Here is a 26441-nt window from a genome sequence, read left to right as displayed (position 1 = left end):
AACCTCTGACGCGCATTCTCTGGTCTTCATCAGGGGTCGGGCGACCCCAAAAAAACCGGACGGCGCAAAGGGTGGGATTCGGAAACTGCGCCTTCCAAGCAGTTTACGCCTTTGCCTGCAAGGCGGCCACTAGGCCCGGCACAAACTTGTTGACCCAGAACATCTTCTTGCTGCCCTTGACAACCACGACATCGCCTGCCTTCAGCAGGCTAGCGACCTCGCTGGGTTTAAGTGTGGCAGGATCGTCGTGCCAGCCAAGCCCCTTGCCTGATGGAAGCGTGTCGTAGAGGTGCCGCATCAGGGGACCGACGCAATAGATGCCGTCGATGCCTTGGAGATGCGAAGCCAGCGCGGAGTGGTAGCGCGGGGCATCGTCGCCCAGCTCCAGCATGTCGCCGAGCACCGCAATGCGGCGACCGCCGGTCACGTTGCGCGCCTGCAGGCTTTGCAGCGCGGCAGCGACGCTCGCCGGATTGCCGTTGAAGCTGTCGTCGATCACGGTGACGCCGCCGACCGCCTGCTCGACGCCGCGGCCGGTCATGATGCCGACGCGATCGAGCTTGATCGCGAGCGTCGCGACGTCAAGATGGGCGGCATGAACAGAGGCGAGCGCGGCGAGCGCATTCTGCACGCGGTGCGGCGCGCCCGGCGTCAGGCTGAAGGCGATCTCCTTCTTGCCGATCGCGGCCACGACCTGCCAGCTCTCGCCATGCGGCGCGTGCTTGACCTCGTGCACCTCGGCATGCTCGCCGAAGCGCACCACCTTGCCCTTCCATTCCGACGCCTTGAGCCCGGCGGGGAGCACCAGCACGCCGTCGTCGGGCAGGCCGAGCGCGATCGACACTTTCTCGCGCCTGATCGCCTCCAGCGAGCCGAGCTTTTCCAGATGCACCGGCTGGACGTTGACGACGAGCGCGACCGTCGGCCGCGTCAACTCGCTGAGCCGCGCGATCTCGCCTGGCTGGTTCATGCCCATTTCGACCACCCAAAGGCTGGCGTCTGCCTTCGCATTGCACAGCGTCAGCGGCACACCCCAGAAATTGTTGAAGCTCGACGGGCTCGCATAGGCATTGGGATAGGCCGCCAAAAATTCCTTGGTGCTGGTCTTACCGGCGCTGCCGGTCAATCCGATCACGGGGCCGTTGAAGCGTGCGCGCGCGGCGCGGGCGAGACCCCAGAGGCCGTCGATCAGCGTGTCCTTGACGACGATCTGCGGGACACTGATGCCCGCGATCTCGTGCGGCACGATCATCGCGGCCGCGCCTGATGCTTCCGCCTTGTCCGCGAACTCCCAGCCATCGCGCGCACTGGCGAAGGCCGAGATGAAGCCGCCGCTCGGCGTGCCTGATAGCGCCACGAATAGACTGCCCGGCTTCACCAGGCGGCTGTCCTGGGTGACGAAGTCGATCGGGGTATCAGGGAATGATCCTGTTGCACCCAGCGCACGCGCCACCTCGGCAACCGTCCATAATGGCCCGCTCATGCGACCCTCGTTGCTAATGCGGCGGCGACCGCCTCGTGATCACTGAACGGCAGGACCTCGCTGCCGACGATCTGCCCGGTCTCGTGGCCCTTGCCGGCGATGAGCAGCGCATCGCCATCTTCCAGCTCCTCGATCGCTGCACGGATCGCGGCCGCGCGATCGCCGATTTCGCGCGCGCCCTTGGCGGTGGCGAGGATCGCGGCGCGAATGGCTTCCGGCTTCTCGCTGCGCGGATTGTCGTCGGTGATGATGACGCGATCGGCATTCTCGGCCGCGATCTCGCCCATGATCGGCCGCTTGCCGGCATCGCGATCGCCGCCGGCACCGAACACGACGATCAGTCTCCGCCTGGCGTAAGGCCGCAGCGCCTGCAGCGCCTTCGCCAGCGCATCGGGCTTGTGCGCATAGTCGACGAAAACAGGCGCGCCGTTACGCTCCCCGACCCGCTCGAGCCGTCCCTTGGCGCCTTCCAGATGTTCGAGGCTCGCAAACACATGGGCTGCATCGCTGCCGGTGCCGATGGCAAGGCCGGCCGACACCAGCGCGTTCTCGATCTGGAATTCACCGACCAGCGGTAGCCGGACTGCATGATGCTTGCCGCGATGTTCGAGGCTGAGCCTTTGCGAAAAGCCTTCGACCACGGCCTCGAGGAGGCGGATACCGTCGCCTGCCCCATCGCCGTTGCGTCCCACCGCCATCACACGCAGACCACGCGTCTTCGCGGCGTCGATCGCCTCCGCCGAGCAATCATGATCGGCCGAGATCACCGCGGCGCCACCCGATGGAACGAGCTCGCGGAACAGCCTGAGCTTTGCTGCAAGATAGTGCGCGACGGTCGGATGGTAATCCATATGGTCGCGCGACAGGTTGGTGAAGCCGCCGGCGGCGATGCGCACGCCGTCCAGGCGATATTGATCGAGGCCGTGCGACGATGCTTCGAAGGCGAGATGCGTCACGCCTTCCCGCGCGATCTCATCGAGCTGCCGGTGCAGCGCGATCGGATCGGGCGTCGTCAGCGAACCGTAGACGGTGCGCTTGGGCGAGACGAGACCGATGGTGCCGATGCTGGCCGAAGCGTGGCCGAGCCGTTCCCAGATCTGGCGCGTGAAGGCGGCGACCGAAGTCTTGCCGCTGGTGCCGGTTACCGCCGCGATCGTCGCGGGCTGGGCCGGGAAAAATCTGGCCGCCGCCAGCGCCAGCGCGCGGCGCGGATTGCCAACCGTGATGAACGGGACCTTGCACCCGTCGGGTGCGTGATCCCCGACCACGGCCAGCGCGCCGGCCGCGATGGCAGCGTCGATGAAGCGCGCACCGTCAGTCTTGCTGCCTGAGAGCGCAAAGAAGAGATCGCCCGGCTTGACCGCTCGGCTGTCGAGCGCAACGCCCGTCACCTCGAGCGCCCCCGCTATAGGCTCGATCGCGGCTTCATGGCCCAAAGCGTCTTGGCCTAAGAGGTCACGCAGCTTCATGGTCTTCCAGTCGACATGCCGCGCCGGAACGCCGAATCGTCAGGAAAAGCCGAATCAGCGGCGGCGGCGGCCACCCCAGTTGATTACTGGGTTGTCCTGGATGCTGCAAGAATAAGGCGGTCCGCGGGCGGCAAGTCGTAGCGGGGCTCGATGCCGAGCAGCGGCCCGATCCGGGTGATGACGTTGCCGGCGGTGGGAACAGCGTTCCAGCCCGAGGTGATGAAGCCGTAGGTCTCCTTCAGCGGCTGCGGCTCGTCGAGCATGATCAGGAGCTGGTACTTTGGCTTGTCCGCCGGCAGGATCGCGGTGAACGCGGTCAGCACTTTCTTCTTGGCATAGCGGCCATTGATCACCTTTTCGGCGGTGCCGGTCTTGCCGCCGATATAGTAACCGGGAACGTTGGCCCTCTTGGCGGTGCCGATCTCGGCATTGAGCCGCATCAGGAACCGCATCTTGTCCGACGTCTCGGGCTTGATCACGCGCTTTGCGACCGCCCGCGCCTCCTCTTCCGACCGCTTGAGGAAGGTCGGCGGAATCAGCAGGCCGCCATTGGCCAGCGCGCTGACGCCCATCACGGCCTGCAACGGCGCCACGGCCATGCCGTGGCCGAACGAGATGGTGATGGTGTTCAGATCGCCCCAGCGTTTCGGCACGATCGGCGAGGCGCTTTCCGGCAATTCGGTCCGCAGCCGTTCGAGCTGGCCCATCTTGCGCAGGAAGGCCTTGTGGGCCTCCACGCCCTGCGACAGCGCGATGCGCGCGGCGCCGACGTTGGAGGAGAAGGTGAACACCTCTTTCATGCTCAGGAAGCGGCCCTTCGGCTCGTCGTCATGAATCGCGAACTTGCCGTAGTGCAGCGGCCCGCGCGCATCCCACATCGAATCGAGGCCGTACTTGCCGGTATCGAGCGCCATCGCGAGCGTGAAGGCCTTGAACGTCGAGCCCATCTCGTAGACGCCCGTGGTCAGGCGGTTGATACGGTCAGGGTCGTGGGCTTCCTTGGGATTGTTCGGGTCGAAATCCGGCACCGACACCATGGCTATGATTTCGCCGGTGTTGACATTGGTGACGAGGCCGGAGGCCGCCTTGGTGTGGAACTTTTCCTTGGCCTTCAGCAGTTCGTCGCGCAAGGCGTGCTCGACGCGCAGATCGACCGACAGTTCGACCGGCTTTTGCAGGCGATCGGTCGCAAAACCGGCGCGATGGAGATCGGCGAGGCCCTGGTTGTCGAGCCACTTCTCCATGCCGGCGATGCCCTGGTTGTCGATATTGACCAGACCGATGAGGTGGGCGACCTCGTTGCCGGTCGGATAGACACGCTTGTTCTCGCGCAGGAAGCCGATGCCGGGAATGCCGAGCTTGTGGATGTCCTGCTGCTGCTTTGCCGTGATCTCGCGCTTCAGCCAGACGAAGCCCTTGCGCGTTTTCAGGCGGTCACGCACCTCGGCCTCGTCGAGATCGGGCACGGTCGCGGTCAACAGCTCGATCGCCTCGTCCTTGTCGATGATGCGGCGCGGCTCGCCGAACATGCTGGCGGCCTTGACGTCGGTCGCGAGGATCGCGCCGTTGCGGTCGACGATGTCGGGACGCGCGGTCGCAACCACTTCCTGCGAGGCGGCACGACGCGCGCTGTGGGCGTCGGCGCCGATCGCGAACATCACGAGGCGGCCGCCGATCAGGGTGTAGACGGTGGCAAAGGCGAGTATCGCAAGGCCGACGCGCGCACGCGCCTTCGCGGCGCGATCGACATTGCGCCCGTAGAGCAGGCTGCGGATCAGACGCCGGCGCCAAGGCTCGGCTGGGCGCGCGGCGGGTTTGGCCGGAACAGCGCTCATTGCTTGTCCTCGGGCTGGGGCACCGAGCCGGTCACGCTATCGGGATCGCTCGCGGCTTCGATGGTGTTGATCATGGACCCGATCGGATCAGGCTCGCCCGGCCGGAACATCCGCGGCGGACGATCCGGCAGGTTCTTCAGTGAATCATATTGCGTGCCGTTGACGGGCTTGAGCGGCAGATGCCGCTCGACCAGGCCTTGCAGGCGCAAGGGCGCATCGAGCCTGGCCCATTCGGAGCGCAGCTGCGCGATCGCGTCGCGCTGCTCGCGGATCTCCGCATGCAGCCGCAGCACCTTCTCGGTGCGCGCGGTGGAATCCATCTTGATCCGGTAGACATAGGCCGCCGCGAAGATCAGCGCGCCGATGACGAGAAGGTGGATGAAGCGCATCTGCTAGCCGCCCCTCATCACGTCGGAGAGTTTTGGCCAGGACGATGGCTCGTCGTCGTGATGCGCAGGCGCCGTGGTGCGCTCGGCGGCGCGCAGCTTTGCGGAACGCGCCCGCGGATTGTGCGCGACTTCTGCTTCGCCGGCGATCAGGGGCCGCCGCGTCAGCAGCTGGAAGCTCGGTGCTGTTTGCGCCACCTCCGGCAGATGCCGCGAGCCGCCGCCGGTCTTGGAACGCTCTGCGAGGAAATTCTTGACGATGCGGTCTTCCAGCGAATGGAAGGAAACCACGACGAGACGGCCGCCGGGCTTGAGCACGCGCTCTGCCGCGGCGAGCGCTGTCTGGAGCTCTTCGAGCTCTTCGTTGACGAAGATGCGCAGCGCCTGGAACGTCCGCGTCGCCGGGTGAATCTCACCGGGCTTCGAGCGCACCACGCGGCCGACGAGATCGGCGAGCGCGCGCGTGGTGGTGAACGGCGTCTCCTGCCGGTCCGCCACAATGGCACGGGCGATTCGGCGCGAATGCCGTTCTTCTCCGAAGAGGTAGATGATGTCCGCGAGATCGCCTTCCGAGGCACGCGCGACGACGTCGGCGGCCGTCGGCCCGGTCTGGCCCATCCGCATATCGAGCGGACCGTCGAGACGGAACGAGAAGCCCCGACCCGCCTGGTCGAGCTGCATCGAGGACACCCCGACATCCATCACGACGCCGTCGACCGTCTCGACGCCTTGCGAGGCGCAGACTTCGGCGAGATTCGAGAAACGGTCTTCGACCAGTGTCAGCCGGCCCGAAGCGCGCGCAACCAGCCCGGCGCCGCCGGCAATCGCGGTGCGATCGCGATCGATCGCGATGACGCGGGTTCCCGGCACATCGAGGATGGCGCGGCTGTAGCCGCCGGCCCCGAAGGTGGCATCGACATAGATGCCGCCCTCGCGCGGCGCGAGATGCGCGACCGCCTCGACGCCGAGCACGGGAATGTGCGGCGCGTCGCTCATGCGTCGCGCCCGCCGGGCAGACAGGTGAAATCGGCGGCGAAGCAGCCCATCACGCCTCGAATAACTCCGCGTCGCGGCGGTTCCACGACAAAGCCCCTCTTCAGCATGCTTGCCAGCATGCGCGCCGCGCCCGGTCGTCCCAGGCCTCAATCCCGGTGTTCCCAGTGGAATATGTCGGGCAGCCATGGGGATTCGAGCCAAAAACGCTTTTGGCCGCCTCCGGACGCGGGTCGGCTCTTCACCTCTCAGTAACGGCGCTTAGCGTTAAGAAAGCGTTGATCGGCTCACGACATCTCGAAAAGGTGCCTGGGTGGTGATGCGTCATCCACACACCAGGCGCAAAATGCACGCATTAACCGACCTGCGCGATTGCGCGGACCGGACAGTAAAGAAATAGTAAAGAGAAGGGCTTGGCCCAGCCGTCCTCCGATTCTGAGCTGTTTATGTCGTCCGGTCCGTCAACACCGTCGGGTACTGATTCGAAGCGTCAGCGCGTTCTCCCGGTTCCAAAGGCCGCGGCGAACATGCGGACGTTCGAGCCGGATTCGTCGATCGTCTCGGACATCATCCCGTCGCCCAATCACGGCGAGCGCAATAAGGGACGGCAGATCGACATGATCTTGCTGCACTACACCGGCATGCCCGACGTCGAGGGCGCGCTGGCGCGGCTGTGCACGGCCGGCACCGAAGTGTCGGCTCATTACGTCGTGCTGGAGGACGGCCGCATCGTGCAATGCGTGCCGGAATCGCGCCGCGCCTGGCACGCCGGCGTCTCGTCCTGGGCCGGCGAGGACGACATCAACTCCTGCTCGATCGGAATCGAGATCATCAATCGCGGCCATGATTGGGGCTATCCGGAATATCCGCTGCGCCAGATCGCGGCCGTGATCGCGCTGTGCCGCGGCATCATGCTCCGCCGCAAGGTAGCGCCGCAGCGCGTGCTCGGCCATTCCGATGTCGCGCCCGCACGCAAGAAGGATCCCGGCGAGAAATTTCCCTGGCATTCCCTGGCTAATTCCGGCGTCGGTCACTGGGTGACGCCGGCGCCAATCGTGCGCGGCGAGACCCTGATGCTCGGCACCATCAGCGACGCGGTGCTGAACCTGCAGCAGGCGCTCGCACGCTATGGTTATGGCGTGCCGCTGTCAGGCAAGTACGATGCCGCGACCATGGAAGTCGTTACCGCCTTCCAGCGCCACTTCCGCCCCGCGCGCCTGGATGGTATTGCCGATCACTCGACGCTGTCGACGCTGCAGGCGCTGCTGGCGAGCCTGCCGGCGGATGGGACGACGGCGGCGTCGAAATAAAACGGTCATTCCGGGGCGGTCCGAAGGACCGAACTCCGGTGCGCAATTGCGCACCTGAGAATCTCGAGATTCCGGGTTCGATGCTCCGCATCGCCGCGGAATGACGGTACTAGTCGCCCATCTCCCTTACCCGCCGCGCATACAGACGCCGCAACGGTTCCAACTGCGTTGCCGCCGTCGCTGCCGCATAGGCCTCGCGCGCTTCCTGCTTCCGCTCGAGGCGCCGCAGCAAATCCGCGCGCACGGCCGGCAGCAACTCGTAGCCGTCGAGGCCGCCGCGCGCGGTGATCGCCTCGACGAGATCGAGCGCGCGCGCCGGGCCGTCGACCATCGACACGGCGGCGGCGTGGTTGAGCTCGATCACCGGTGACGGATTGATGCGCAACAGCACTTCATAGAGCCCGGCGATCTGCGGCCAGTCGGTCGCCTCGAAGCTCGGCGCGCGGGCATGCAGCGCGGCGATCGCGGCTTGCACCGCATAGGGCTGCGGCCGGCCTGGCAGGCGCAGCGCGTCGTCGACGAGGCGCAAGCCTTGCTCGATCTGCGCGCGATCCCACAGCGAGCGGTCTTGCTCTTCCAGCAGGACGATGTCGCCGGCCGCGGTCTCGCGGCCAGCGCGGCGCGCATCGTGTAACAGCATCAACGCCAGCAGGCCCTTGATTGCGGCGCGATCGGGCATCAGACGGTCGAGCAGGCGCGCGAGCCTGATTGCCTCAGTCGCGAGATCGGGCCGCATCAGGTCGGCGCCCGAGGTTGCGACATAACCCTCGGTAAAGACGAGATAGATCACGGCGAGCACGCCGTCGAGCCGCGGCACCAGCGCCTCGCGCTCCGGCACCTCATAGGGGATGCCGGCGAGCCTGATCTTCTGCTTGGCGCGGACGAGCCGCTGCGCCATCGCATCCTCACCGACGAGGAACGCCCGCGCAACCTGCGCGGCAGAGAGGCCGCAGACGGTGCGCAGCGTCAGCGCGACCTGAACCTCGGCTGCGAACGCCGGATGGCAACAGGTGAAGATCAGCCGCAGCATGTCGTCGTCGAGCATCGCCGGCGGCTCGACCGGCGTATTCGCGTTGAGCTCGAGCTCATGCAGGAGCGCCTGCTGCTTGCCGCGAAAGGCGGCCTGGCGCCTGATACGGTCGATCGCCTTGTTGCGGCCGACATTGACGAGCCAGGCGCGCGGATTGTCGGGGATTTCGCCGGCCGACCAGCGCTCCAGCGCGACCGCGAACGCATCTTGCAGCGCGTCCTCGGCCAAATCGAAATCACCGACGAGGCGGATCAGGGTGGCCAGCGCCCGCCCCGCCTCGTCGCGGAAGATCCTGTCGATGTCGCTTGGTGTGATCAATTGTAGATCATGACCGGCCGGACCTCGATCGAACCCCGCTTCGCCTCGGGAACTCGCGCGGCGAGCGCAACGGCCTCGTCGAGATCCTTGGCCTCGACCAGGTAATAGCCGCCGAGCTGCTCGCGCGTTTCCGCGAACGGACCATCGGTGGTCATGGTCTTGCCGTCGCGCACGCGCACCGTGGTCGCCGTCGTGGTCGGCTGCAGGCCGTCACCGGCCTTGAAATGGCCGCTCTGGATGATCGACTGCGTGTAGGCGCCGTATTCTCCCATTAGCTTCTGGCGGTCGGCGGCGCTCATGTCGGTCATGTAGTTTTCGTTCCGGTAGATCAGCAGCAGATATTGCATCGCTTCACTCCTGTGGTTCGGCGGGATCGCCGACATCAGTCGAACGGGGCCGGCACCAAACGACATCTTCAGGATAAATTATTTCCGCCGCCGCGTGCGCGACGATCTTGGCTTGACGAAACCGTCACAAATGCCCATTGCGTTGTCAGTCAGTCGGCCGGACGGCCGCTCCGGCAGGTGCCGAAAGGCCGCCGGGGAGGAAAGTCCGGGCTCCCTTGACATACGGTGCCGGATAACGTCCGGCGGGGGCGACCCCAGGGAAAGTGCCACAGAGAACGAACCGCTCCCTCCTCGGAGGAAGTAAGGGTGAAAAGGTGCGGTAAGAGCGCACCGCGGGTCCGGCAACGGAGCCGGCATGGTAAACCCCACCGGGAGCAAAACCGAATAGGGACGGCGTAGCGGGCTGTTCGCTTTGAGCGATAACGCCGCGGGGCGATGTCAGGCCCGCCGTCCGGGTAGGTTGCTCGAGGCCGTGTGCAAACACGGTCCCAGAGGAATGGCCGTCACGTATCGCCTGCGCAAGCAGGCGGTGCCCTACAGAACCCGGCTTACAGGCCGGCTGATATCTTGCAACGAGGGGTTCGATGCTAGCGCATCGGACCCCTCACCATTTTGGACCGTGCGCGCAACCATTCAATTGCCGTCATTCCGGGGCTCGCGAAGCGAGAGCCCGGAATCCATCGTGCGACAGAGTTGGTGGAGGGATGGATTCCGGGCTCGCGACTTCGTCGCGCCCCGGAATGACGGCTGTGGGTTAAGCCACGATCTCCTGCAATACACCCATCAACGCCTCTGGCGCCGTCACGTTCGGCGCGTGGCTGGCGTCGAGCTCGAAATAGCGCCAACCATCCTCGCTCTTCGCGCGCCTTGCGAATTGGCCGAACACGTCGCCCGGCGGAATGCGGGCGCAATAGATGTAGCTCCGCGGCATCGCCGGTTCGCCGTGCTGAAGCTTCAGCTTCGTTTCGAAACATTTGATCGGCATGTTGATGCGGCGCGCGTTGAGCCAATCGAGATCAGCCTGCGGCGTATCTGATGGCGGCGGGTTCGGCGGGATGCGGTAGCCATCACCGGCGGCGGCTGCCTTGCGCATCGGCTCGCGTCCAGCTTCGTTGAGATCGAACAGCGACTGGCCGTCACGCGGCACGAAGGCGTCAAGATAGATCAGTTGCGTGATGCGCTCACGCGCGCGGTCGGCAACGCCGGTCGCGACCATGCCGCCATAGCTGTGGCCGAGCAGCACGATGTCGTCGAGATCCTCGAATTTGATGACGCCCAGGATGTCCTGGATGTGCGTGTCGAGATCGATAGCGGGACTGGCAAGATGCGCGCGTTCGCCGAGCCCGGTGTAGGTCGGCGCGACCAACCGGTGACCCGCCTGCGCCATCAGCGGATGCATCTTCCGCCACGACCAGCCGCCGGACCACGCACCATGACAGAGCAGGAAGGTTCTTGCGCGTGCGGCCATCGGCGTTTCCATCGTTCTTGTTTTGACGCGATGGAGTGTAGCGATGGCCGGCGCGATGTAAACGCCGCGAGCCGCCTCAGGCCGCGCGCGGCGCCTTCACGAGCACGGGCGCAAGCTGGCCCGCTTCGCGCCGCAGCTTGCTCGCCTCGAACCCGTGCATGCCGATCTGCCACTGCAGGCCGACGATGGCGCCCTTGGTCGGTTGTAGCAGCGCGAGCGAGGCAAACAGCGTCACCGGCAGCCACACCGCCAGTTGCAGCCAGACCGGGGGCGCATAGGCGGTCTCCACCGCGAGGATCGCCGGCACCACGAGATGGCCGACCACGACCATCACCAGGTAGGCCGGAAAATCGTCGGCGCGCTGGTGGGACAGCTCCTCGCCGCAATGATCGCAAGCGTGAGCCACTTTCAGGAAGCGGCCGAACATGTGCCCTTCGCCGCAGTTCGGGCACTTGCCGCGAAAACCGCGCCACATCGCCTTTGCCAGAGAAACTGAACCGGTCGCCATGACGACACCTCTTCCGTTTTGCTGATCCATACAATAATATACAGTTTCCATACATTCAAAGGATATGGACCCAAATTGCATGGATTGGACCCCTACAATCTCGGAGCTGTCAGGGCCGCGCTACCAGCGTATCGTCGAAGCCATGGAGGCCGACATCGCCGCCGGCCGGCTGGTGCGGGGACAGCAACTGCCGACGCAGCGCGCGCTCGCGAAAGCGCTGGGCATTGACCTCACCACGGTGACGCGCGCCTACACCGAGGCGCGGCGCCGCGGCATCATGGAGGCCCGGGTCGGCCAGGGCTCGTTCGTGTCCGAGACCAGCGCGCGCCGCGCCGTCGACCTGCCGCATCCGGTCGCGATCGATCTGTCGATGAACGTGCCGCCGCATCCGCTGGAGGCGCAGCTCGACGAGCGCATCCTCGCCGGCCTTGAGGCCCTTCGTGCGCAATCGGGTCTGACCGCGTTCCTGAACTACCAGCCGCCGGGCGGCAGCGCGCATGAGCGCGAGGTCGCCGCGCGCTGGATGCGCTCGCGCGTTCCACATGCGCAGGCCGACAAGCTCGTGATCTTTCCCGGCGCGCAGACGATCCTGTTCAACCTGCTCGCGCACCTTGCGCGGCCGGGTGACGTCGTGCTGACGGAGGCTCTCACTTTCCCTGGCATCAAAGCGGCGGCGGCGCAGCTCGGCGTCAGGCTCGTCGGCGTCGCCATGGATGACGGCGGCATCTTGCCCGATGCGCTGGCGAAGGCATGCCGCAGCTACAAGCCGAAGGCTGTCTATCTCATTCCGACGTTGCACAATCCGACCACCGCGACGCTCTCCGCCGATCGTCGTAACGCCATCGCAAAGATCGTCCGCGATGCCGATACAGACCTGATCGAAGATGATGCCTACGGGCTGCTCGAGCGATCGGCCTCGCCGATTGCGAACCTCATCCCTGACAGGACATATCTCGCGACCACACTGTCAAAATGCATCGCGCCGGCGCTACGCGTTGCCTATCTGCTGGCGCCCGACAGCGGCGCGCAGCTTCAGATGCGAGGCCATCTGCAAGCGACCGTGCAGATGCCAGCACCGCTCATGGTCGCGCTGGTGACGCACTGGCTCGAGGGTGGGATCGCCGACCGCATCATCACGGCCATCCGCAGCGAGGCCGTCGGCCGCCAGCAATTGGCGCAGCGCGCGCTGAAGGGGTTTCAGTTCCAGGCCAGGCCCGCCGCGCATCATTTGTGGCTGCGGCTGCCGGAGGGATTGGGCCGCCGCGATGTCACCGCGCAGCTGCTGCGCGAAGGGCTCGCCGTCGTGGCCAGCGACTCCTTCGTGGTCGATGGCGACCCGCCGAATGCGGCGCGGCTGTCGCTCGGCGCCGCGCGCAATCGTGCGGAACTCACGCAAGCACTCCGGATTCTGACCGGCGCGCTGCAAAGACCCGCTGATACCAGGCAGATCGTCTAAGGCGCGTTAGCCACCTTGTCTCACGCTGTCGAGAAATTGCTCGCGTTCGCCGGGTGCGTAACCCTGGGAATCTCGCGGATACATTCCATAGTCTTCACCGTATGGTGCCGCGCGGGGATAGATCGCCGGCCCGGATGGCGCGTAACCAAAAGCCGAAGCGGGGTCTGAGGCGCCCTGATCGGGACGAACAATATGGTGCCGGTGCGCGTGGTGCACCGTGGCCGCGTTCACAGAGCCCGCCAAGGCGATCAAGAGGCTCGAAGCCAGAATCATACGCATCGTTTTTCCTCCAATCGACAGCCGCCCGCCTCAGATACGAATCAGGTCGCGCTTTTCCAACAAGGAGCGGGTTCACGATTAATCACATCGGTGGCATCACCGGCGCGCCCCACCTATGGTTGTTGTCCATTGTCCACCCTGGACTGCGGAATCAGCGGGGCTACGCTCATCGAGCCGCGAACCCGAACTCCTATGCGGACGACCTGGGCATGTCGTTCGAAAATGCCCGACGATTGCAGGTCGCGGTTGCGTGCAAGCATGCATTGACCGCCACGTCCGCGGCCGTGCTATGCACGGTGCGGTGATCACGAGATCGCGCCAACAGGAACCTAAGGCTTGGAAACGTTCACGATTGCGCTGCTGCTGTTCGGCGCGCTGGCCGGTGGCTTCGTCTCGGGGCTGGCCGGGTTCGGCACGGCGCTGATGGCGCTCGGCATCTGGCTCTATGTTCTGCCGCCCTCGCTCGCGGTGCCCTTGGTGCTGATCTGCTCGGTGATCGCGCAGAGTTCGACGCTGCCATCGATGTGGAAGAGCTTTGACCTCTCGCTGGTGTGGCCGTTCCTGATCGGCGGGTTGATCGGCGTGCCAATCGGGACCACGCTGGTCGCCTCCGCCGATCCCAAGGTGTTCAGGCTGAGCGTCGGCGTCCTCTTGCTGATCTTCTCGAGCGCGCTGTACTTCAACAAGAAGCAGTTCGCCGTGACCTTCGGCGGCCGCATCGCCGATGGCGCGATCGGCTTTGCCGGCGGCATTCTGGGCGGCCTTGCCGGCCTGTCCGGCCCGCTCCCGATCCTGTGGGCCAACATCCGTGGTTGGAACAAGCACGAGCGGCGCGGCATCTTCCAGTTGTTCAATTTCACCGTGCTTGCTACCGCGCTGGTGTTTCAGACGGTCTCGGGCCTGGTCGCATTCAAGGTCGTCTGGCTCGCGATGGTCGCCTTCCCGGGCACGCTGATCGGCGCGTGGCTGGGAGCGCGTGTCTATCACGCGCTCAGCGACAAGCATTTTGGCGACGTCGTGCTCGGCCTGCTGTTCCTGTCGGGCGCGACGCTGGTCTGGAACAGCGTCAATGCGTTCTAGCTCTTCTTCGCCAGCGCCATGCCGCCTGCGACACCGACACCAAGCACGTAGATCCAGCCCGGCGTGAAGTCGAACAAATGGGTGTTGAGCAGCGAGGACAGTATGTTCTGCACCACGACCAACAGGCCGATCCAGCAGGCGAGCCCCTCGCCACGGAACATCAGCAAATGCGCAAACCACAGCGCGTAGAGCACCAGGACGCCCACCACGCCCCATTGCACCGCAACGCTCAGCGTCTGATTGTGCGGATTGCTGACGATCTCGCTGCGCAGCGGATCGACCTCCACATCCGCAGCCGCACCCGCGAACAGAGCGCGGATCGAGCCGGTGCCGTGGCCAAGCAGCGGCGCGTCCGCAACGAAGCCCAGGGATTTGCGCCAGTACTCCAGACGTGAGCCCATGCCGCTCACCTGCTTGTCCTCCACGCTCATCTCGTAGTCGCCCTGGAATTTCGCAACGGTCACGCGCAGATGCGGCGAGACCGCCCAGAGGAACACAGCCAACAAGGCCATCGCGCCCGCAGCCAGCAAGGCGGCGCGCCAACGCAGATGAAGGAGAGCAAAGACCACGAGCAGGATCGGCAGCGTCACCAGCGCGGTGCGCGAGACCACGACAAACATCATGTTGACGAGAAAGCCGGTCGCGATGGCCGTGAGCACGATCGCGATGCGGGCGCGTCCCTTTCGAAACAGCGTCACGATCGGATAGATCAACGCAATCGCGCAGAGGGCGAACTCCTGACTCTGATCGATATAGTTGCGCACGGCGACCCCGCTCTCGATCTTATAAGGTCCGCGCGACAGATAGAGCTTCAGCGACAGATCGGGGTCAACAGCCACGGCGAAGGAGACCAGCATGACCAGCGCGCAGGACGCCAGAAAGGCCGCGAACACCCAGATGCCGTAGGGCCAACGCTCGAACTGGTAGATCAGGAGCGGGATCACCAGGAGCTTCAACACCGGCCCGATCGCATGAATTCTCTCCGGCCATGGGGCACCCGACCAGAGCATGCCGACAAGCGCGAGGACCACCAGCGCGATCGGCAGCAGGCAGACCGGACGGAGCAGCGAGCGCGGGAAGTCGCGCAGGTCGAGGAACGCGAAGGCAATCAGCCAGGGGATCAGCGCGAACGTCGTCCCGGTCGTCGTCCACGGCAGCAGCAAAGCGATCAGCGCGACGAAACGAGCCGGCGTGCGGTAGCGCGCCGCCCAGATTGCCGAGAGCCAGGTCGCCGGCCGCCCCTCGTCCGCCACTCCGCCCATTCGTCCCTTCGACAACCCATTCCCGCGGCCCGGCAAGTTAGCCGGAGCCGCGGGGATGGAACAAGCCGTCGCTACGCCGGCTCGCGTGCCAGAGGCGCGCCGGGCTCGGGACTCGCCGGTGGTTCAGCTTTCTCCTCCGGCGTCACCAGCCGCTTCCTGAACTCACGGCGCAGCAACCACAGGCTCTGGACGGCCTGGAGCGTCGTCGCCGCATTCGACATGTACCAGACGTATTCGATCCGAAAGCCCGGCCGTGTCGAGAGCCAGATCGCCGGCAACGAGTAAGTGAGGACGCGCGTCGCCGAGCTCCACAGCACCGGCTTGGTGTTGCCGAGACCCTGGAACATGCTGGAGCAGACGAAGATCAGTCCCTGCGCCACCATGTTCAGCGAGATCATCTTCAGGAACAGCAACGCGACCATCATGGTCTCCGGATCATTCGAGAAGCCGGCGAGCAGCAATCCGGGCGCGAGCTGCACGAAGACAGTGAGCATGATCATCACGGCCGTCGCAATCAACGCCGCCTTGACGAACGTCTCCCGCACCCGCTCGCTATTGCCCGCACCGAAGTTCTGGCCGGCAATCGGCCCCGCCGCGAGCGCGACGGCGAGGGCCGGCATCTGGATCAAGCCGATGACGCGCGTGCCGATGCCAAAGCCGGCCTGGGCCGCCGGACCAAGGTCTCGCAGCACGTAGTAGATCGCGGCCATGAAGATGAAGATCATCACGAACTCGCCGCCCGCGGGCAGGCCGACATTGAGGATCCGTTTCCATTGCCGCAGCTGTGGACGCCACTGCGCCGGATGGAACGCGACGTAGCGCTCCAGCCTGTGGAAATACGCGAACAGCATCAGCACGCCGATGAACACGGCGATCGAGCTTGCCAGACCCGCTCCGGCGACACCGAACGCGTGTCCGGTGCCCCAGCCGGTGATCAGGACCGGCGCCAGCGCGATGTTGATGAGCACGGCGAGCACCTGCACCAGCATGCTCGGCCGCACGATGCCGGTGGCCCGCAGTGCCGCCCCCATCACTTGCGTCACGAATTGCAGCGCCAGCGCCGGCATGAACCAGTGGAAATAGGTGGCGCCGGCCTCGATCGTGGCCGCGTCGACCGAGATCGCGCGCATATAGGGGCGCGCCAGCGCCAGGCCGCCGAGCAGCGTCAGCAGCCCTGACAGCACCGACAGCACGACCGACTGGTTGAAGATGATATTGGCGTCGTCGCGATCCTTGCGGCCGACGGCATGCGCGATCAGCGCGACCGCGCCGACGCCGAGCATCTGCATCAGCGCGTTGACGAGGAAGCCGGCGTTGCCGGCCGCGGCGACGCCGGCAACGGCGGCATCGCCGAGCCCGGACACGAAGTACAGGTCGACGAGCTGGCAGATCATGATCGTGATCATGCCCGCCACGATCGGTGGCGCCATGCTCAGGATGTGGCTCACGATGGAGCCGCGCGTCAGGTCCTTCATGTCATTCCATCCTCGACGACGCGACGGCGGGATCTTCGCCCCGCCACCGCGCGTCATTCCGCCGCTGCGATATGCCCGAGCTCCACCACCTGGCGCTCGAACAGACTTCGATAGATGCCCCCTCGCTTGCTCGCGAGCATGGCATGGGTGCCCTGCTCGACGATCTCGCCGCGGTCGAACACGAGAATGCGATCGAGGCTCTTCACCGTCGACAGCCGGTGCGCGATCACGATCGAGGTGCGGCCTTTCATAAGCCGCTCCATTGCCTGCTGGATCAGCGCCTCCGATTCCGAATCGAGGCTCGAGGTCGCCTCGTCCAGGATCAGCACCGGCGCATCCGCCAGGAAGGCGCGCGCCAGCGCCACGCGCTGCCGTTCGCCGCCGGACAGTTTCACGCCGCGTTCGCCGACCAGCGTGCCGTAGCCCTTCGGCAGGCGCAGGATGAAATCGTGCGCGTTGGCCAGCCGCGCCGCCTGCTCGATCGCCTCCAGGCTGGCGCCGGGCCGGCCGTAGGCGATGTTCTCGGCCAGCGTGCGGTGAAACAGGATCGGCTCCTGCTGCACGATCGCGATCTGGCTGCGCAGCGATTGCTGCGTTGCCAGCGCGATATCCTGCCCGTCGATCAGCACGCGGCCGCCGGTGACGTCGTAGAGCCGCTGCACCAGCTTGACGAACGTCGTCTTGCCGGAGCCGGAGCGGCCGACGAGGCCGACACGTTCGCCGGCGCGGATCGTGAGCGACAATCCGTCGTAGAGCGGCGCGCGATGGCCACCATAGTGGAACGTGACGTCGTCGAACACGATCTCGCCGCCTTCGATCGCGATCGGCAGCGCGCCTTCGGCATCCGCAATGCCGATCGGCTCGTCATGGATCGCCACCAGTTCGTCCATGTCGTTGACCGAGCGCTGGAGGTTGTTGATGTGCATGCCGACATCCCGCAGGTAAGCGTGGATCACGTAGTAGCTCGTCAGCACATAGGTGACGTCCCCGGGCGAGGCGCGACCCGACATCCACAGCAGCACCGAGCCGCCGATCACGGACGCACGCAGGCACAGCAGCAGCGAGAGCTGCGACATGGCCGTGTAGTTGTAACGGAACCAGGTGCGACGCACGCGCGTGCGCCAACGCTTGATGACGCGGGCGAGCCGCGCATCCTCGCGCATCTCCGCGCCAAACGACTTCACCACCGCGTTGCAGGTCAGCGCGTCCGCCAACGTGCCGCCGACCTTGGTGTCCCAGGCATTGGAGACACGCGCGGCCGGCGCGATGTAGCGGGTCGAGAACAGCACCGTCATCGTGACATAGACAGCCGCGCCGAGCGCGATCACCGCACCGAGCGAGCCCCAATGCATGCCGAGCAGGATCATCGACCCGATCAGCACCGCAAGCGACGGCAGCAGCGCCAGCAGGATGGTGTCGTTCAGGAGATCGAGCGCCCACATGCCACGCGTGATCTTGCGCACGGTCGAGCCGGCGAAGGAGTTGGCATGCCAGTCGGTCGAGAAGCGCTGCACGCGCAGGAAGGCATCCTGCGCGACGTCAGACATGATCTTCAGCGTGAACGGCACGATCACCTGGAGGCCGCCCAGGCGCAACACCATCGACGCAGCGCCCAGGACCACGATGCCGCCCAGCGCCACCAGCGCGGCGTGGCGCGCATCGGGATCGGACGGCCCGCGCGTCAACGCATCGACCAGATGCCCTGAGAACACCGGCATGAACAGGTCGGCGACGGTCGCACCTAACAGGCCGACGGCGATCGCAAGCGCCCGCCCCGGCTGCTTCAGCCAGTGCCTGAACACGAAGGGCAGCACCACGCGGATCGCCGCGGGCTTTTTTGACAGAGCGGTCATGGCTTCATCCGGCCGCTGTTGCTGCGGGCCGGCTCCATCGATGGACGCAAGTCGGCCCGAAGGCCGCGACGGCGTCACGTAAGACTGATTTTGACTTGGAAAGCGGAACGATCGGGACCTGGAGCCCAATCGAAGCTGGCGGAAGAGGCCTCTAACAGGCCGCGTACATACCGAACCAGAAGAACATCGAGCGCGGGGGTACGATCTGCGAATGCGACGACATCATGCAAATCTCTCCCCGGTTCGATTGAAATGAGGTGCGCTTTATAGATGTGTCATTTGCGATTTGCAACGGGGCCTGCGCGAGATCACGCACGAGTGTTGCATTTTGGTGCGCATAACTCCGCACTGCACTGTCATGCCCCGGCTTGGCCGGGGCATCCAGTACGCCGCAGCGGCTGTGGCGAGAGCGAGCTTTCCAACGCGGGTCTCTGGGATACTGGGTCGCCTGGTCCCGGCTCCGCCAAGGCTACGCCGAGGCCCACACGAGCGCTCGGCGCGCCGAAGCTTCAGCGAAGGCGGCGAGCCGGGCGACGACACTGATCGCTTGGCCCGCTAATGCGCGTCGCCGCCGCTGCCGAACGGCGAGGCCGGCCTTTTCAGCAGGGTGACCAGCACGCTGAGGCAGAGGTAGAACAGCGTCAGCATGAAGAACGCGTCGCCAAAGCTCATCACCACAGCCTGACGGTGCACGATCTGGCTGAGCTGCTTCATCGCCATCAGCGCGGAGTCGCCGAGCCCCTGGAACTTTTGCTGGAGCATGGTCAGCGTTTCGGTCGCAGTCGCATTGCCCCAGGTCATGCGCTCCTGAAGGCGCGTGATGTGCAGGTCGGTACGATTATTGAGCACGGTGTTGATGACGGCGAGCCCGACCGCACCACCGAGATTGCGCATCAGGTTGAACAGGCCGCTGGCGTTCTTCACTTTCTCGGGCGCAAGTGTGCCGAGCGCGACGTTGTTGGTCGGCACCATCGCGAACATCATGCCGATGCCGCGCAGGATCTGCGGCATCAGCAGCTCGTAGAAATCGTAGTCGCGCGTGATCCAGGTCATCTGGTAGGAGCCGATCGCGAACACGATCAGGCCGAACGCGATCATGTAGCGCATGTCGAGCTTGGCCATGAGCCGGCCGACCAGCGGCGCGACCAGGAACATGGTGATGCCCGAGACGAACATGGTCTCGCCGATCATCAGCGCGCTGTAGCCGCGCACCTCGGCGAGATAGCGCGGATAGATGTAGGTCAGGCCGTAGAGGCCGATGCCGATGCAGAATTGCAGCGTGCAGCCGACGGCGAAATTCCGGTCGGAGAAGGTGCGCAGGTTGACGATGGGCTCGGCTGCCGTGAAGACACGCACGAAGAAGGCGATCGCTGAGACGGCGCAGATCGCGGCGCAGATCGCCACCGACGTGTCCTGCAGCCATTCATATTGCGGCCCCTCCTCCAGCACATATTCCAGCGTGCCGAGGAAGCCGGCCATGAACAGCAGGCCCCACCAGTCGAAGCGGTCGAGCAATTCGAAATGCGGCTCGTCGAAATCGACCAGCGCCCAGACGCCGAGGGTGATGCCGATGCCCGGCACGACGTTGATGAAGAACAGCCAGTTCCAGGACATCAAATCGGTGATGTAGCCGCCGACCGTCGGCCCGACGGTGGGAGCCAGCGTCGCAACAAGCCCGATGATGGGACCGACGATGTTGAATTTCGAACGCGGGAACACAGTGTAGGCGGAGGCGAACACCGTCGGGATCATGCCGGCGCCGAGGAAGCCCTGGAGCGCGCGCCACAGGATCATCTCTTCGATGGTCGTGGCGAAGCCGCAGAGCAGGCTCGAAATCGTGAAGCCGGCCGCCGAGATCGCGAACAGGAGTCGCGTGCCGAAAGCGCGCGACAAGAATCCCGACAGCGGGATCGCGATCACTTCCGCGATCAGATAGGCGGTCTGGACCCAGGAGACTTCGCTGGAGCTTGCCGACAGGCCGGCCTGGATTTCGCTCAAGGACGCCGAGACGATCTGGATGTCCAGGATCGACATGAACATCCCGAACACCATGATGATGAAGGCGAACAGCCGCTTGGGCGCGATGCGCTCCGAAGCGGGATCCGCCATCATGGCAGGTGAAGCAGTCGTGGCGTTCGCCATGGTGTCAGCTCTGGCTGGAGCAAGCTGCGAGTTGGGTACACCTCTCCCGCTTGCGGGAGAGGTCGGATCGCATCGAAGATGCGATCAGGGTGAGGGCTTTCTCCTCTCGGGGAGTCTCCCTGGAGGAGACACCCTCTCCCCAACCCTCTCCCGCAAACGGGAGAGGGAGCGCAGCGGCATTCGATGCGGCGGCGCGGCTCATGTCACCAATCCTACTGCGGATGGATCATGGTGGGATCGTCGAGATCGATCTCGCTGTCGGCGTCGGCAGCGCCCGTGTTGGTGTCGACGGTGGCGTAGACCGACATGCCGGCGCGCAGCAGGTTCTGCTTGGCGACCGACTTCGGCACGCGGATGCGGACCGGGACGCGCTGCACGATCTTGGTGAAGTTGCCGGTGGCGTTGTCGGGCGGCAGCAGCGTGAACACCGAGCCGGCGCCCGCCGCAATGCTGTCGACGACGCCGGAGAACTTGCGCATGCCGTAGGCGTCGACCTTGATCGTCACCGGCTGGCCGGGACGAATCCGCTTGAGCTGCGTCTCCTTGAAATTGGCGTCGATATAGACCTCGTCGAGCGGCACGACATTGCCGAGACGCTGGCCGACGGCAACGAAATCGCCGGCGTTGACGAGCCGGTTGGAGAAGATGCCGTCGACCGGTGCGCGCACCGCCGCAAAGCCGAGATCGCGCTCGGCCTTGGCGAGCGTGGTCTTGAGCTCGGCGAGCTGGGCCTGGGCCTCGGCCTGCTGGGCCTTGGCGACATCGACATTGCTCACCGCAACATCGTAGGCGGCCTGCGCGGCCTTGACTGCCGCCGCGCCCTGGTCGCGGCCGGCTTCCGAGCTCTCGAAGGTTGCGCGCGAGGCAAAGCCCTTGCTGCTCAGTGCCTGCTGGCGCTCATAATCGAGATCGGCGCGCTTGAGCCCGGCCTCCGCCGAGACGAGCTGCGCCTTGGCCTGCGCGACCTGGCTGTCGAGCGCCGCGACCTGGCGGCCGATGCGGTCGATGGTCGCCTGCTGGGTCGCGATCTTCGTCGCGGCGGCGTCGACAGCGATCTTGTAGTCGCCGTCGTCGATACGCATGATGATCTCGCCGGCATGCACCGGCGTGTTGTCTCTGGCCAGGATCGAGGAGATATGGCCGGCCACGCGCGCGCCCAGCATTGTATTGTTGGCACGGACATAGGCGTCGTCGGTCGAGACATAGAAGCGGCCGACCAGCGTGTAGTAGCCGGCATAGCCGGCGGCTGCGAGCGCCAGCACCAGGCCGACGCCCATCATGACGAATTTGCGCTTGCCAGGCTTCGGCGCCGCAGCGGCGGGGGCGGTCGGAGCCGGCTGATTGGTCACAGGCTTCTCCGGCGCCTCACTGGTGCGGCGCTTGCTTTCTTCGACCACATGAGACCGCAACTGCTCGGCGAGGGCTGCGGACGTCCCGGTCGCAGCTTCGCCGTTCGCCGTCGTCGTCTCCACCGCTTCCTGGCGAAGGACGCGCGCAGCCTGATCTCTCGATGTGGCCATAAAGGCCTCCCCAATAAAAACGCGATCGGGGGCAGCCGTCGCACGGCCGCAATCCCGCTCACCCATCCCAAATACCATTGACCGAACCGTTCGGTCAATATACTAAATATTCCTGGCGGGACCCTACTGGCCCGAATCCTTTATTTGGGTTCAATCACCCCAAGACCGCGCCAAGACCGCGCCAAAACCTTTGGAGACCCTGAACCAATGGTTGCTGCAAACCGCGAACATCTGCACGTCCTCCCGGACGAGGACAGCTCCAAGCGCCGCCAGATCCTGGCCGGCGCCCGCAAGGTGTTCATGGATCTGGGTTTTGACGGCGCCAGCATGGGCGAGATCGCGCGCGCGGCCGGCGTCTCCAAGGGGACGCTCTACGTCTACTTCGCCGACAAGAGCGCGCTGTTCGAAGCCATCCTCGAGGAGGAAGCGCTGTTTCACGGCCAGGTCGTGTTCAATTTCGACCCTGCGCGCGATGCCGAGACCACGCTGAAGGATTTCGGCCAGGCCTATCTGCATCTGCTCTGCCGACCCGGCGGCGGATCGGCGATTCGCACCGTGATGGCGATTGCCGAGCGCATGCCCGACGTCGGTCGCCGCTATTATCTGCGCGTGCTGGACAAGACCATCAACCGGCTGTCCGAATATCTGAAGGCCCATGTCGCCTCCGGCGATCTCGCCATCGACGATTGCGACCTTGCGGCCTCGCAGTTCATGGAACTCAGCAAGGCCTCACTCTTCCTGCCGCTCATCTTCCAGGCCGCGCCGCCGCCGTCGGAGGAACGCATGACGGAGGTGATCGACAGCGCAACGCGGATGTTCCTGGCCGCGTACAAGGCGAAGTGAGCGGAAGCCGGCGACGCGTTGCGCCTGCGGTTCGTGCCGCTTTATATTGCGCACCATGTCCCGTGACCTTCGCCCGCCGGTCGATATCCTCCATTATGAGATCGTCCAGGAACAAGCCTCGGCGCTTGGACGGATGGGCCGCACACTCGAGCAGGCGCTGGCGCGCCTGCGCGAATTCGACGCCGCCCATGAAACCTCGGAGTCGTCCTCGGAGACGCCAGCCGCGATGCAGCCTGTCAGGCGCAAGCTGGTGATGGAGGCCGGTCAGGCGCTCTGGATGTTCGTGGTCCAGCGCGAGGCCACGGGCCTGCGCGACAGCCGCCATATCATGCGGACCTACGACGTCCCGGCCGAGGTGCAGCGCTGCATGGGGCTGGCCCCGCCAACGAACGCCGCAAAACTCAAATCATGATCATCCCTGGTCGCCATCGCGCGCTGGTGCAGGACGTCTGGAACGAGCCAGCTGTCCGAACCGCGATTGCCGACATCGTTGCCGATGCCATCGCAGATTTCGATCCTGACGCGTTTTGGCCCGGTCATCCCGGCGACGATGGGGTGGGAGACGGCAACCCCAGCTTCTACTTCGGGGCGGCGGGCGTGATCTGGGCGCTCGACTATTTGCATCGGGTCGGCGTCAGCCCCGTCGCAACGGACTTTCGAGCAGTCCTGCCGAAACTCCTCGAACGGACCACCGCCAGATTCGAGAGCAATTCGCCGGCCGGCTATGCCAAACATGGCTCGCTGCTGTTTGGCGACATGGGTGCCGCACTTCTCGCCATGCGACTTGCTCCGACGCCGGCCTTGGCCGATCTCGTCCACGCGCGGGCCGAAGCGAATAGCGGACTTCCGATCCGTGAACTGATGTGGGGCATGCCCGGATCCATGCTAGCTGCGGTTCACATGGCCGAGATGACAGGCGAGCCGCGATGGCGCGCCCTGTTCGAGGTGCAGGCAGCCCGGCTGCTGGATGATCTGGAGGACACGCCGCAAGGCCCGCTCTGGACCCAGGATCTTTACGGCGCCAAGGACCGCTGGCTTGGGCCTGTCCATGGCTTCGCCGGCAACATCATCCCCTTGTTGCGTGGATGGGAGTTGTTGACGCCGGCACAGCAGGCGAAGGTGGCCGAGGTCGTGCCGAAAACCTTGGCCGCGAATGCGTGGTCGTCCGAGCTTGGAACCACTTGGGGCGCGCGAAGCAAGCGCGAGACGCCGCCGACCTTGTGTCAGCACTGCCATGGCGCCCCCGGCATGGTGACGACATTTGCCGACGCGCCGTTCGCGCCGCCTGACTTTGACGAGCTCCTGCTCGATGCCGGCCGGTATACCTGGACGGCCGGACCGCTGACCAAGGGTTCGAACCTGTGCCACGGCACCGGCGGTAACGGCTACGCTTTCCTCAAGCTCTCTCGCCGCACAAACGATCCGGTCTGGCTCGACCGGGCGCGCCAATTCGCGATGACCGCCATCGTTCAGTATCGCGGCTCCAAGACGGCCGTCGGCCGCGGCCGCTATTCGCTTTGGACCGGCGACGTCGGCCTCGCGATCTACCTCTGGGACTGCATCACCGGCGAGCCGCGCTTCCCGACGATCGACGTGTTCTGATACGAATGACGGCTAATCGTCCGAGAACTCGTCTTCCTCGTTGATCTTCTCGTGCTTGCCGCTCTTGCGCCCGCCAAGCGAGCCGGTCACGTAGGGATCGCGACTGTTCGCATAAGGATTGTGCTTGCCCGCGCGCGCGGCGACCTCTTCGCCGGAGACTGCGGCCGGCTGGCAGATCAGGCGACGGCTGGCGCGGCGCATCAAATCGACGTGGATGTGATCGTAGTGATAGACGTTGGAGCCCGGTGCCAGCACCGTGGTGAAATGTGCGCACGCGCCCGACTGAACGTCGCGCAGGAACCCCTGCTCTTCCGGCATGCCGTGCCAGCCGTCCTTCACGGTGATGCGGCGGCCGTCGGCAAGCGTGAAGGCGGCGATATCGAGCGCGTTGCCGAAGGCGTGCTCGGAGATATGGGCGTGCGGGTTGCCGTTCATGCCGCGGCAGGAATAGGCGGAGATCTGCTTGATCTCGACCACGCGGGCGCCGAACCAGCGCATCGCCGACGGCTGCACGCTGTCGGCAAACCAGCGGTCGAGCTCCGACACGATCGGACAGGCGAGCGTCGCCGTCGGCTTCACCGCGACGGGACCGACGGCAGTGACGGGATCGCCCTGCGCAGGGCCGAGGCGCGGCAATGGCTGTTGCACCGGCGCCTGTGAATACGGCGCTGGAGCGGGCTGCCGCGCCGGATAGCTCGGCGCATTCATGTAGCGCGCGGCACCCGCGGCGTCCGTTCCCTCGGGCGGCAGGTCGATCTCGTCTTCCTGCGGTGCGACGCCAGGCGCGCTGAGCGACACCGGGCCAGAAGACGCGCCATAGCCGGCGGGCTGGCGCACCGCGCTTTCGGGATAGTTCGAGCGCTGCGGATAGCCGGAGGCTGGATAATTCTGTTGCGGCCGACTCACCGGCCAACGCGGCTGGTTGCCGATATTGCCGGGCGGTCGCAACTCCTCGTCGGCGAAACCATAGCTGCCGGCGGGTTCACCGATGGCGGCGACCTTCAGCGGGAACTCGGCGCCGCACATGCCGGGGCCGGAGATCGGATCGATCCGGACGATGTCCGCGCTCTCTTTCACGGCGCCCGACTTCAGGCACGCCGCTTCGGCCTCGGCTCGCCACGGTTCGCGCTCGGCCTGGAAAAAGCCGCGTCCGCAACCCGCGAGCGAAACGAGGACGATGGAGCCGACGAGATACAAACGAACTCCGCGCGTCATGCGCGGCAGGTTCGGTGAATTTACTTAAAGACTCTTCAACGTGTTGATTTCAGCCTTCCTTAACCATGCCGGCCCCGCACGGCAGGCGCAGCCGGCAGCGAGGCGACGTTGGCTGGCCCCGGCAGCCGTTGTGAGGTCCGTCACAGAAGGCCGCAGCTGTCCGGCCTAGGGTCGAACCACATCGGGCCCAAAGGCGACTTCAATCCATCTCGGGACCCACACCATTTTCGGAGGTTGTCATGAACAAGCTCACCATCGCCGCCGCGGCACTCTTCCTCGCCTCGACCACGGTCGCACATGCCGGCAATTCGATCTCGTTCCAGATCGAAGGCCAGAACATCCGCATCGAGACGCCGCGCAATTGCGCCTCGCTCGATTGCGTCACCATCGTGGCGCCCGGCCTGTCGAACAAGCCGATCAGGCTCAACAACATCAACCTCAACGGCCTTGGCTCCTCCAAGGACGATGGCGACAGCACACCGCCCGCGACGACGGCGCAGCCGGCGCCGGCTCCGGTGCAGCAGCAGCCCGTGGCGCCAGCGCCGGTGCAGGCGACCGCGCCCGCTG

General features: G+C 65.4%; 21 protein-coding genes, 1 other RNA gene and 1 pseudogene. 8 read left to right on the top strand and 15 right to left on the bottom strand.

Going from position 1 to position 26441, the window contains the following annotated elements:
- Positions 1-103: 103 nt before the first annotated feature.
- The 5 genes from XH98_RS16230 to rsmH all read right to left on the bottom strand — a co-directional run bounded on the left by XH98_RS16230 (position 104) and on the right by rsmH (position 6169).
- Positions 104-1483 carry a UDP-N-acetylmuramoyl-tripeptide--D-alanyl-D-alanine ligase gene (locus tag XH98_RS16230; protein WP_271619215.1) on the bottom strand — a complete coding sequence of 460 codons (1380 nt, stop codon included), beginning with the start codon at positions 1481-1483 and terminating at the stop codon, positions 104-106.
- Positions 1480-2952 carry a UDP-N-acetylmuramoyl-L-alanyl-D-glutamate--2,6-diaminopimelate ligase gene (locus XH98_RS16225; protein WP_271619214.1) on the bottom strand — a complete coding sequence of 491 codons (1473 nt, stop codon included), beginning with the start codon at positions 2950-2952 and terminating at the stop codon, positions 1480-1482. Before XH98_RS16225 ends, XH98_RS16230 begins: the two co-directional genes overlap by 4 nt.
- 83 nt (positions 2953-3035) lie before the next feature.
- On the bottom strand, positions 3036-4787 hold the full coding sequence (locus XH98_RS16220; RefSeq protein ID WP_271619213.1) for a peptidoglycan D,D-transpeptidase FtsI family protein: 1752 nt from the start codon (positions 4785-4787) through the stop codon (positions 3036-3038).
- Complete coding sequence (gene ftsL / locus XH98_RS16215; RefSeq protein WP_237865919.1) at positions 4784-5176, bottom strand: cell division protein FtsL; 393 nt, start codon at positions 5174-5176, stop codon at positions 4784-4786. The genes XH98_RS16220 and ftsL overlap by 4 nt, the downstream gene beginning before the upstream one ends.
- Before the next feature lie 3 nt (positions 5177-5179).
- On the bottom strand, positions 5180-6169 hold the full coding sequence (gene rsmH / locus XH98_RS16210; RefSeq protein ID WP_271619212.1) for a 16S rRNA (cytosine(1402)-N(4))-methyltransferase RsmH: 990 nt from the start codon (positions 6167-6169) through the stop codon (positions 5180-5182).
- A gap of 524 nt (positions 6170-6693) precedes the next feature.
- On the opposite strand from rsmH, the gene XH98_RS16205 reads away from it, so the two are divergent.
- Complete coding sequence (locus XH98_RS16205) at positions 6694-7476, top strand: N-acetylmuramoyl-L-alanine amidase (RefSeq protein WP_271602532.1); 783 nt, start codon at positions 6694-6696, stop codon at positions 7474-7476.
- A gap of 109 nt (positions 7477-7585) precedes the next feature.
- Here the strand turns inward: XH98_RS16205 and XH98_RS16200 are convergent, their stop codons facing one another.
- Together XH98_RS16200 and XH98_RS16195 are read right to left on the bottom strand one after the other, a co-directional pair.
- A complete protein-coding gene (locus XH98_RS16200; RefSeq protein WP_271602788.1) occupies positions 7586-8821 on the bottom strand; it encodes an RNA polymerase sigma factor in 1236 nt (411 codons plus the stop codon).
- Positions 8821-9171 (bottom strand): YciI family protein, encoded by a 351-nt coding sequence (locus tag XH98_RS16195; RefSeq protein ID WP_057754450.1) that lies wholly within the window; start codon positions 9169-9171, stop codon positions 8821-8823. Before XH98_RS16195 ends, XH98_RS16200 begins: the two co-directional genes overlap by 1 nt.
- A 149-nt stretch (positions 9172-9320) precedes the next feature.
- On the opposite strand from XH98_RS16195, the gene rnpB reads away from it, so the two are divergent.
- An RNA gene (rnpB, locus tag XH98_RS16190) (RNase P RNA component class A) lies at positions 9321-9738 on the top strand.
- A 187-nt stretch (positions 9739-9925) separates the two neighbouring features.
- Here the strand turns inward: rnpB and XH98_RS16185 are convergent.
- Together XH98_RS16185 and XH98_RS16180 are read right to left on the bottom strand one after the other, a co-directional pair.
- Positions 9926-10639 carry an alpha/beta fold hydrolase gene (locus tag XH98_RS16185; RefSeq protein WP_271619211.1) on the bottom strand — a complete coding sequence of 238 codons (714 nt, stop codon included), beginning with the start codon at positions 10637-10639 and terminating at the stop codon, positions 9926-9928.
- Between the two features lie 76 nt (positions 10640-10715).
- Positions 10716-11177 (bottom strand): DUF983 domain-containing protein, encoded by a 462-nt coding sequence (locus XH98_RS16180; protein WP_271602530.1) that lies wholly within the window; start codon positions 11175-11177, stop codon positions 10716-10718.
- A gap of 49 nt (positions 11178-11226) precedes the next feature.
- Here XH98_RS16180 and XH98_RS16175 point away from each other — a divergent pair, with 49 nt between their 5' ends.
- Positions 11227-12603, top strand: a complete 1377-nt coding sequence (locus XH98_RS16175) for an aminotransferase-like domain-containing protein (protein WP_271619210.1) — start codon at positions 11227-11229, stop codon at positions 12601-12603.
- Between the two features lie 615 nt (positions 12604-13218).
- Positions 13219-13962, top strand: a complete 744-nt coding sequence (locus XH98_RS16170; RefSeq protein ID WP_271619209.1) for a sulfite exporter TauE/SafE family protein — start codon at positions 13219-13221, stop codon at positions 13960-13962.
- On the opposite strand, the gene XH98_RS16165 is transcribed toward XH98_RS16170, so the two are convergent.
- The 5 genes from XH98_RS16165 to XH98_RS16145 form a co-directional block, all read right to left on the bottom strand.
- Positions 13959-15224 carry an O-antigen ligase family protein gene (locus tag XH98_RS16165; RefSeq protein WP_271619208.1) on the bottom strand — a complete coding sequence of 422 codons (1266 nt, stop codon included), beginning with the start codon at positions 15222-15224 and terminating at the stop codon, positions 13959-13961. The genes XH98_RS16170 and XH98_RS16165 overlap by 4 nt on opposite strands.
- 71 nt (positions 15225-15295) lie before the next feature.
- On the bottom strand, positions 15296-16699 hold the full coding sequence (locus XH98_RS16160; RefSeq protein ID WP_271619207.1) for an MATE family efflux transporter: 1404 nt from the start codon (positions 16697-16699) through the stop codon (positions 15296-15298).
- Between the two features lie 53 nt (positions 16700-16752).
- Entirely contained in the window at positions 16753-18552 is a 1800-nt protein-coding gene (locus XH98_RS16155) for an ABC transporter ATP-binding protein (protein WP_271619206.1), read from the bottom strand.
- A 555-nt stretch (positions 18553-19107) separates the two neighbouring features.
- Positions 19108-20694: a DHA2 family efflux MFS transporter permease subunit gene (locus XH98_RS16150; RefSeq protein WP_271619205.1), complete on the bottom strand. Its 1587-nt coding sequence runs from the start codon at positions 20692-20694 to the stop codon at positions 19108-19110.
- 212 nt (positions 20695-20906) lie between these two features.
- Positions 20907-22214 carry an HlyD family secretion protein gene (locus XH98_RS16145; protein ID WP_271619204.1) on the bottom strand — a complete coding sequence of 436 codons (1308 nt, stop codon included), beginning with the start codon at positions 22212-22214 and terminating at the stop codon, positions 20907-20909.
- A gap of 207 nt (positions 22215-22421) precedes the next feature.
- On the opposite strand from XH98_RS16145, the gene XH98_RS16140 reads away from it, so the two are divergent.
- Genes XH98_RS16140 through XH98_RS16130 form a run of 3 tightly spaced genes read left to right on the top strand, consistent with a single transcriptional unit; the run spans position 22422 to position 24659 of the window.
- Positions 22422-23057 carry a TetR/AcrR family transcriptional regulator gene (locus XH98_RS16140; protein ID WP_271602523.1) on the top strand — a complete coding sequence of 212 codons (636 nt, stop codon included), beginning with the start codon at positions 22422-22424 and terminating at the stop codon, positions 23055-23057.
- A gap of 55 nt (positions 23058-23112) precedes the next feature.
- Complete coding sequence (locus tag XH98_RS16135; RefSeq protein WP_271619203.1) at positions 23113-23469, top strand: DUF6665 family protein; 357 nt, start codon at positions 23113-23115, stop codon at positions 23467-23469.
- A complete protein-coding gene (locus XH98_RS16130) occupies positions 23466-24659 on the top strand; it encodes a lanthionine synthetase C family protein (RefSeq protein ID WP_271619202.1) in 1194 nt (397 codons plus the stop codon). The genes XH98_RS16135 and XH98_RS16130 overlap by 4 nt, the downstream gene beginning before the upstream one ends.
- A gap of 12 nt (positions 24660-24671) precedes the next feature.
- Here the strand turns inward: XH98_RS16130 and XH98_RS16125 are convergent, their stop codons facing one another.
- Positions 24672-25874, bottom strand: coding sequence for an extensin-like domain-containing protein (locus XH98_RS16125; protein ID WP_271619201.1), 1203 nt, complete (start codon positions 25872-25874; stop codon positions 24672-24674).
- A gap of 239 nt (positions 25875-26113) precedes the next feature.
- On the opposite strand from XH98_RS16125, the pseudogene XH98_RS16120 reads away from it, so the two are divergent.
- Positions 26114-26441: pseudogene (locus XH98_RS16120) on the top strand (DUF2147 domain-containing protein); the annotation flags it as partial.

Source organism: Bradyrhizobium sp. CCBAU 51745 (assembly GCF_028128715.1).
In the GTDB taxonomy this organism is placed as follows: Bacteria; Pseudomonadota; Alphaproteobacteria; order Rhizobiales; family Xanthobacteraceae; genus Bradyrhizobium; species Bradyrhizobium manausense.
Note: the sequence above shows the minus strand (reverse complement) of the source record. Positions and strands in the feature narration are given on the sequence as shown.

What these genes read in the sequence shown, in the direction of transcription:
- XH98_RS16230 (WP_271619215.1), bottom strand. Translation starts at nt 1,483, where the DNA reads ATGAGCGGGCCATTATGGACGGTTGCCGAGGTGGCGCGTGCGCTGGGT.
- XH98_RS16225 (WP_271619214.1), bottom strand. Translation starts at nt 2,952, where the DNA reads ATGAAGCTGCGTGACCTCTTAGGCCAAGACGCTTTGGGCCATGAAGCC.
- XH98_RS16220 (WP_271619213.1), bottom strand. Translation starts at nt 4,787, where the DNA reads ATGAGCGCTGTTCCGGCCAAACCCGCCGCGCGCCCAGCCGAGCCTTGG.
- ftsL (WP_237865919.1), bottom strand. Translation starts at nt 5,176, where the DNA reads ATGCGCTTCATCCACCTTCTCGTCATCGGCGCGCTGATCTTCGCGGCG.
- rsmH (WP_271619212.1), bottom strand. Translation starts at nt 6,169, where the DNA reads ATGAGCGACGCGCCGCACATTCCCGTGCTCGGCGTCGAGGCGGTCGCG.
- XH98_RS16205 (WP_271602532.1), top strand. Translation starts at nt 6,694, where the DNA reads ATGCGGACGTTCGAGCCGGATTCGTCGATCGTCTCGGACATCATCCCG.
- XH98_RS16195 (WP_057754450.1), bottom strand. Translation starts at nt 9,171, where the DNA reads ATGCAATATCTGCTGCTGATCTACCGGAACGAAAACTACATGACCGAC.
- XH98_RS16185 (WP_271619211.1), bottom strand. Translation starts at nt 10,639, where the DNA reads ATGGCCGCACGCGCAAGAACCTTCCTGCTCTGTCATGGTGCGTGGTCC.
- XH98_RS16180 (WP_271602530.1), bottom strand. Translation starts at nt 11,177, where the DNA reads ATGGATCAGCAAAACGGAAGAGGTGTCGTCATGGCGACCGGTTCAGTT.
- XH98_RS16175 (WP_271619210.1), top strand. Translation starts at nt 11,227, where the DNA reads ATGGATTGGACCCCTACAATCTCGGAGCTGTCAGGGCCGCGCTACCAG.
- XH98_RS16165 (WP_271619208.1), bottom strand. Translation starts at nt 15,224, where the DNA reads ATGGGCGGAGTGGCGGACGAGGGGCGGCCGGCGACCTGGCTCTCGGCA.
- XH98_RS16160 (WP_271619207.1), bottom strand. Translation starts at nt 16,699, where the DNA reads ATGAAGGACCTGACGCGCGGCTCCATCGTGAGCCACATCCTGAGCATG.
- XH98_RS16155 (WP_271619206.1), bottom strand. Translation starts at nt 18,552, where the DNA reads ATGACCGCTCTGTCAAAAAAGCCCGCGGCGATCCGCGTGGTGCTGCCC.
- XH98_RS16150 (WP_271619205.1), bottom strand. Translation starts at nt 20,694, where the DNA reads ATGGCGAACGCCACGACTGCTTCACCTGCCATGATGGCGGATCCCGCT.
- XH98_RS16145 (WP_271619204.1), bottom strand. Translation starts at nt 22,214, where the DNA reads ATGGCCACATCGAGAGATCAGGCTGCGCGCGTCCTTCGCCAGGAAGCG.
- XH98_RS16140 (WP_271602523.1), top strand. Translation starts at nt 22,422, where the DNA reads ATGGTTGCTGCAAACCGCGAACATCTGCACGTCCTCCCGGACGAGGAC.
- XH98_RS16135 (WP_271619203.1), top strand. Translation starts at nt 23,113, where the DNA reads ATGTCCCGTGACCTTCGCCCGCCGGTCGATATCCTCCATTATGAGATC.
- XH98_RS16130 (WP_271619202.1), top strand. Translation starts at nt 23,466, where the DNA reads ATGATCATCCCTGGTCGCCATCGCGCGCTGGTGCAGGACGTCTGGAAC.
- XH98_RS16125 (WP_271619201.1), bottom strand. Translation starts at nt 25,874, where the DNA reads ATGACGCGCGGAGTTCGTTTGTATCTCGTCGGCTCCATCGTCCTCGTT.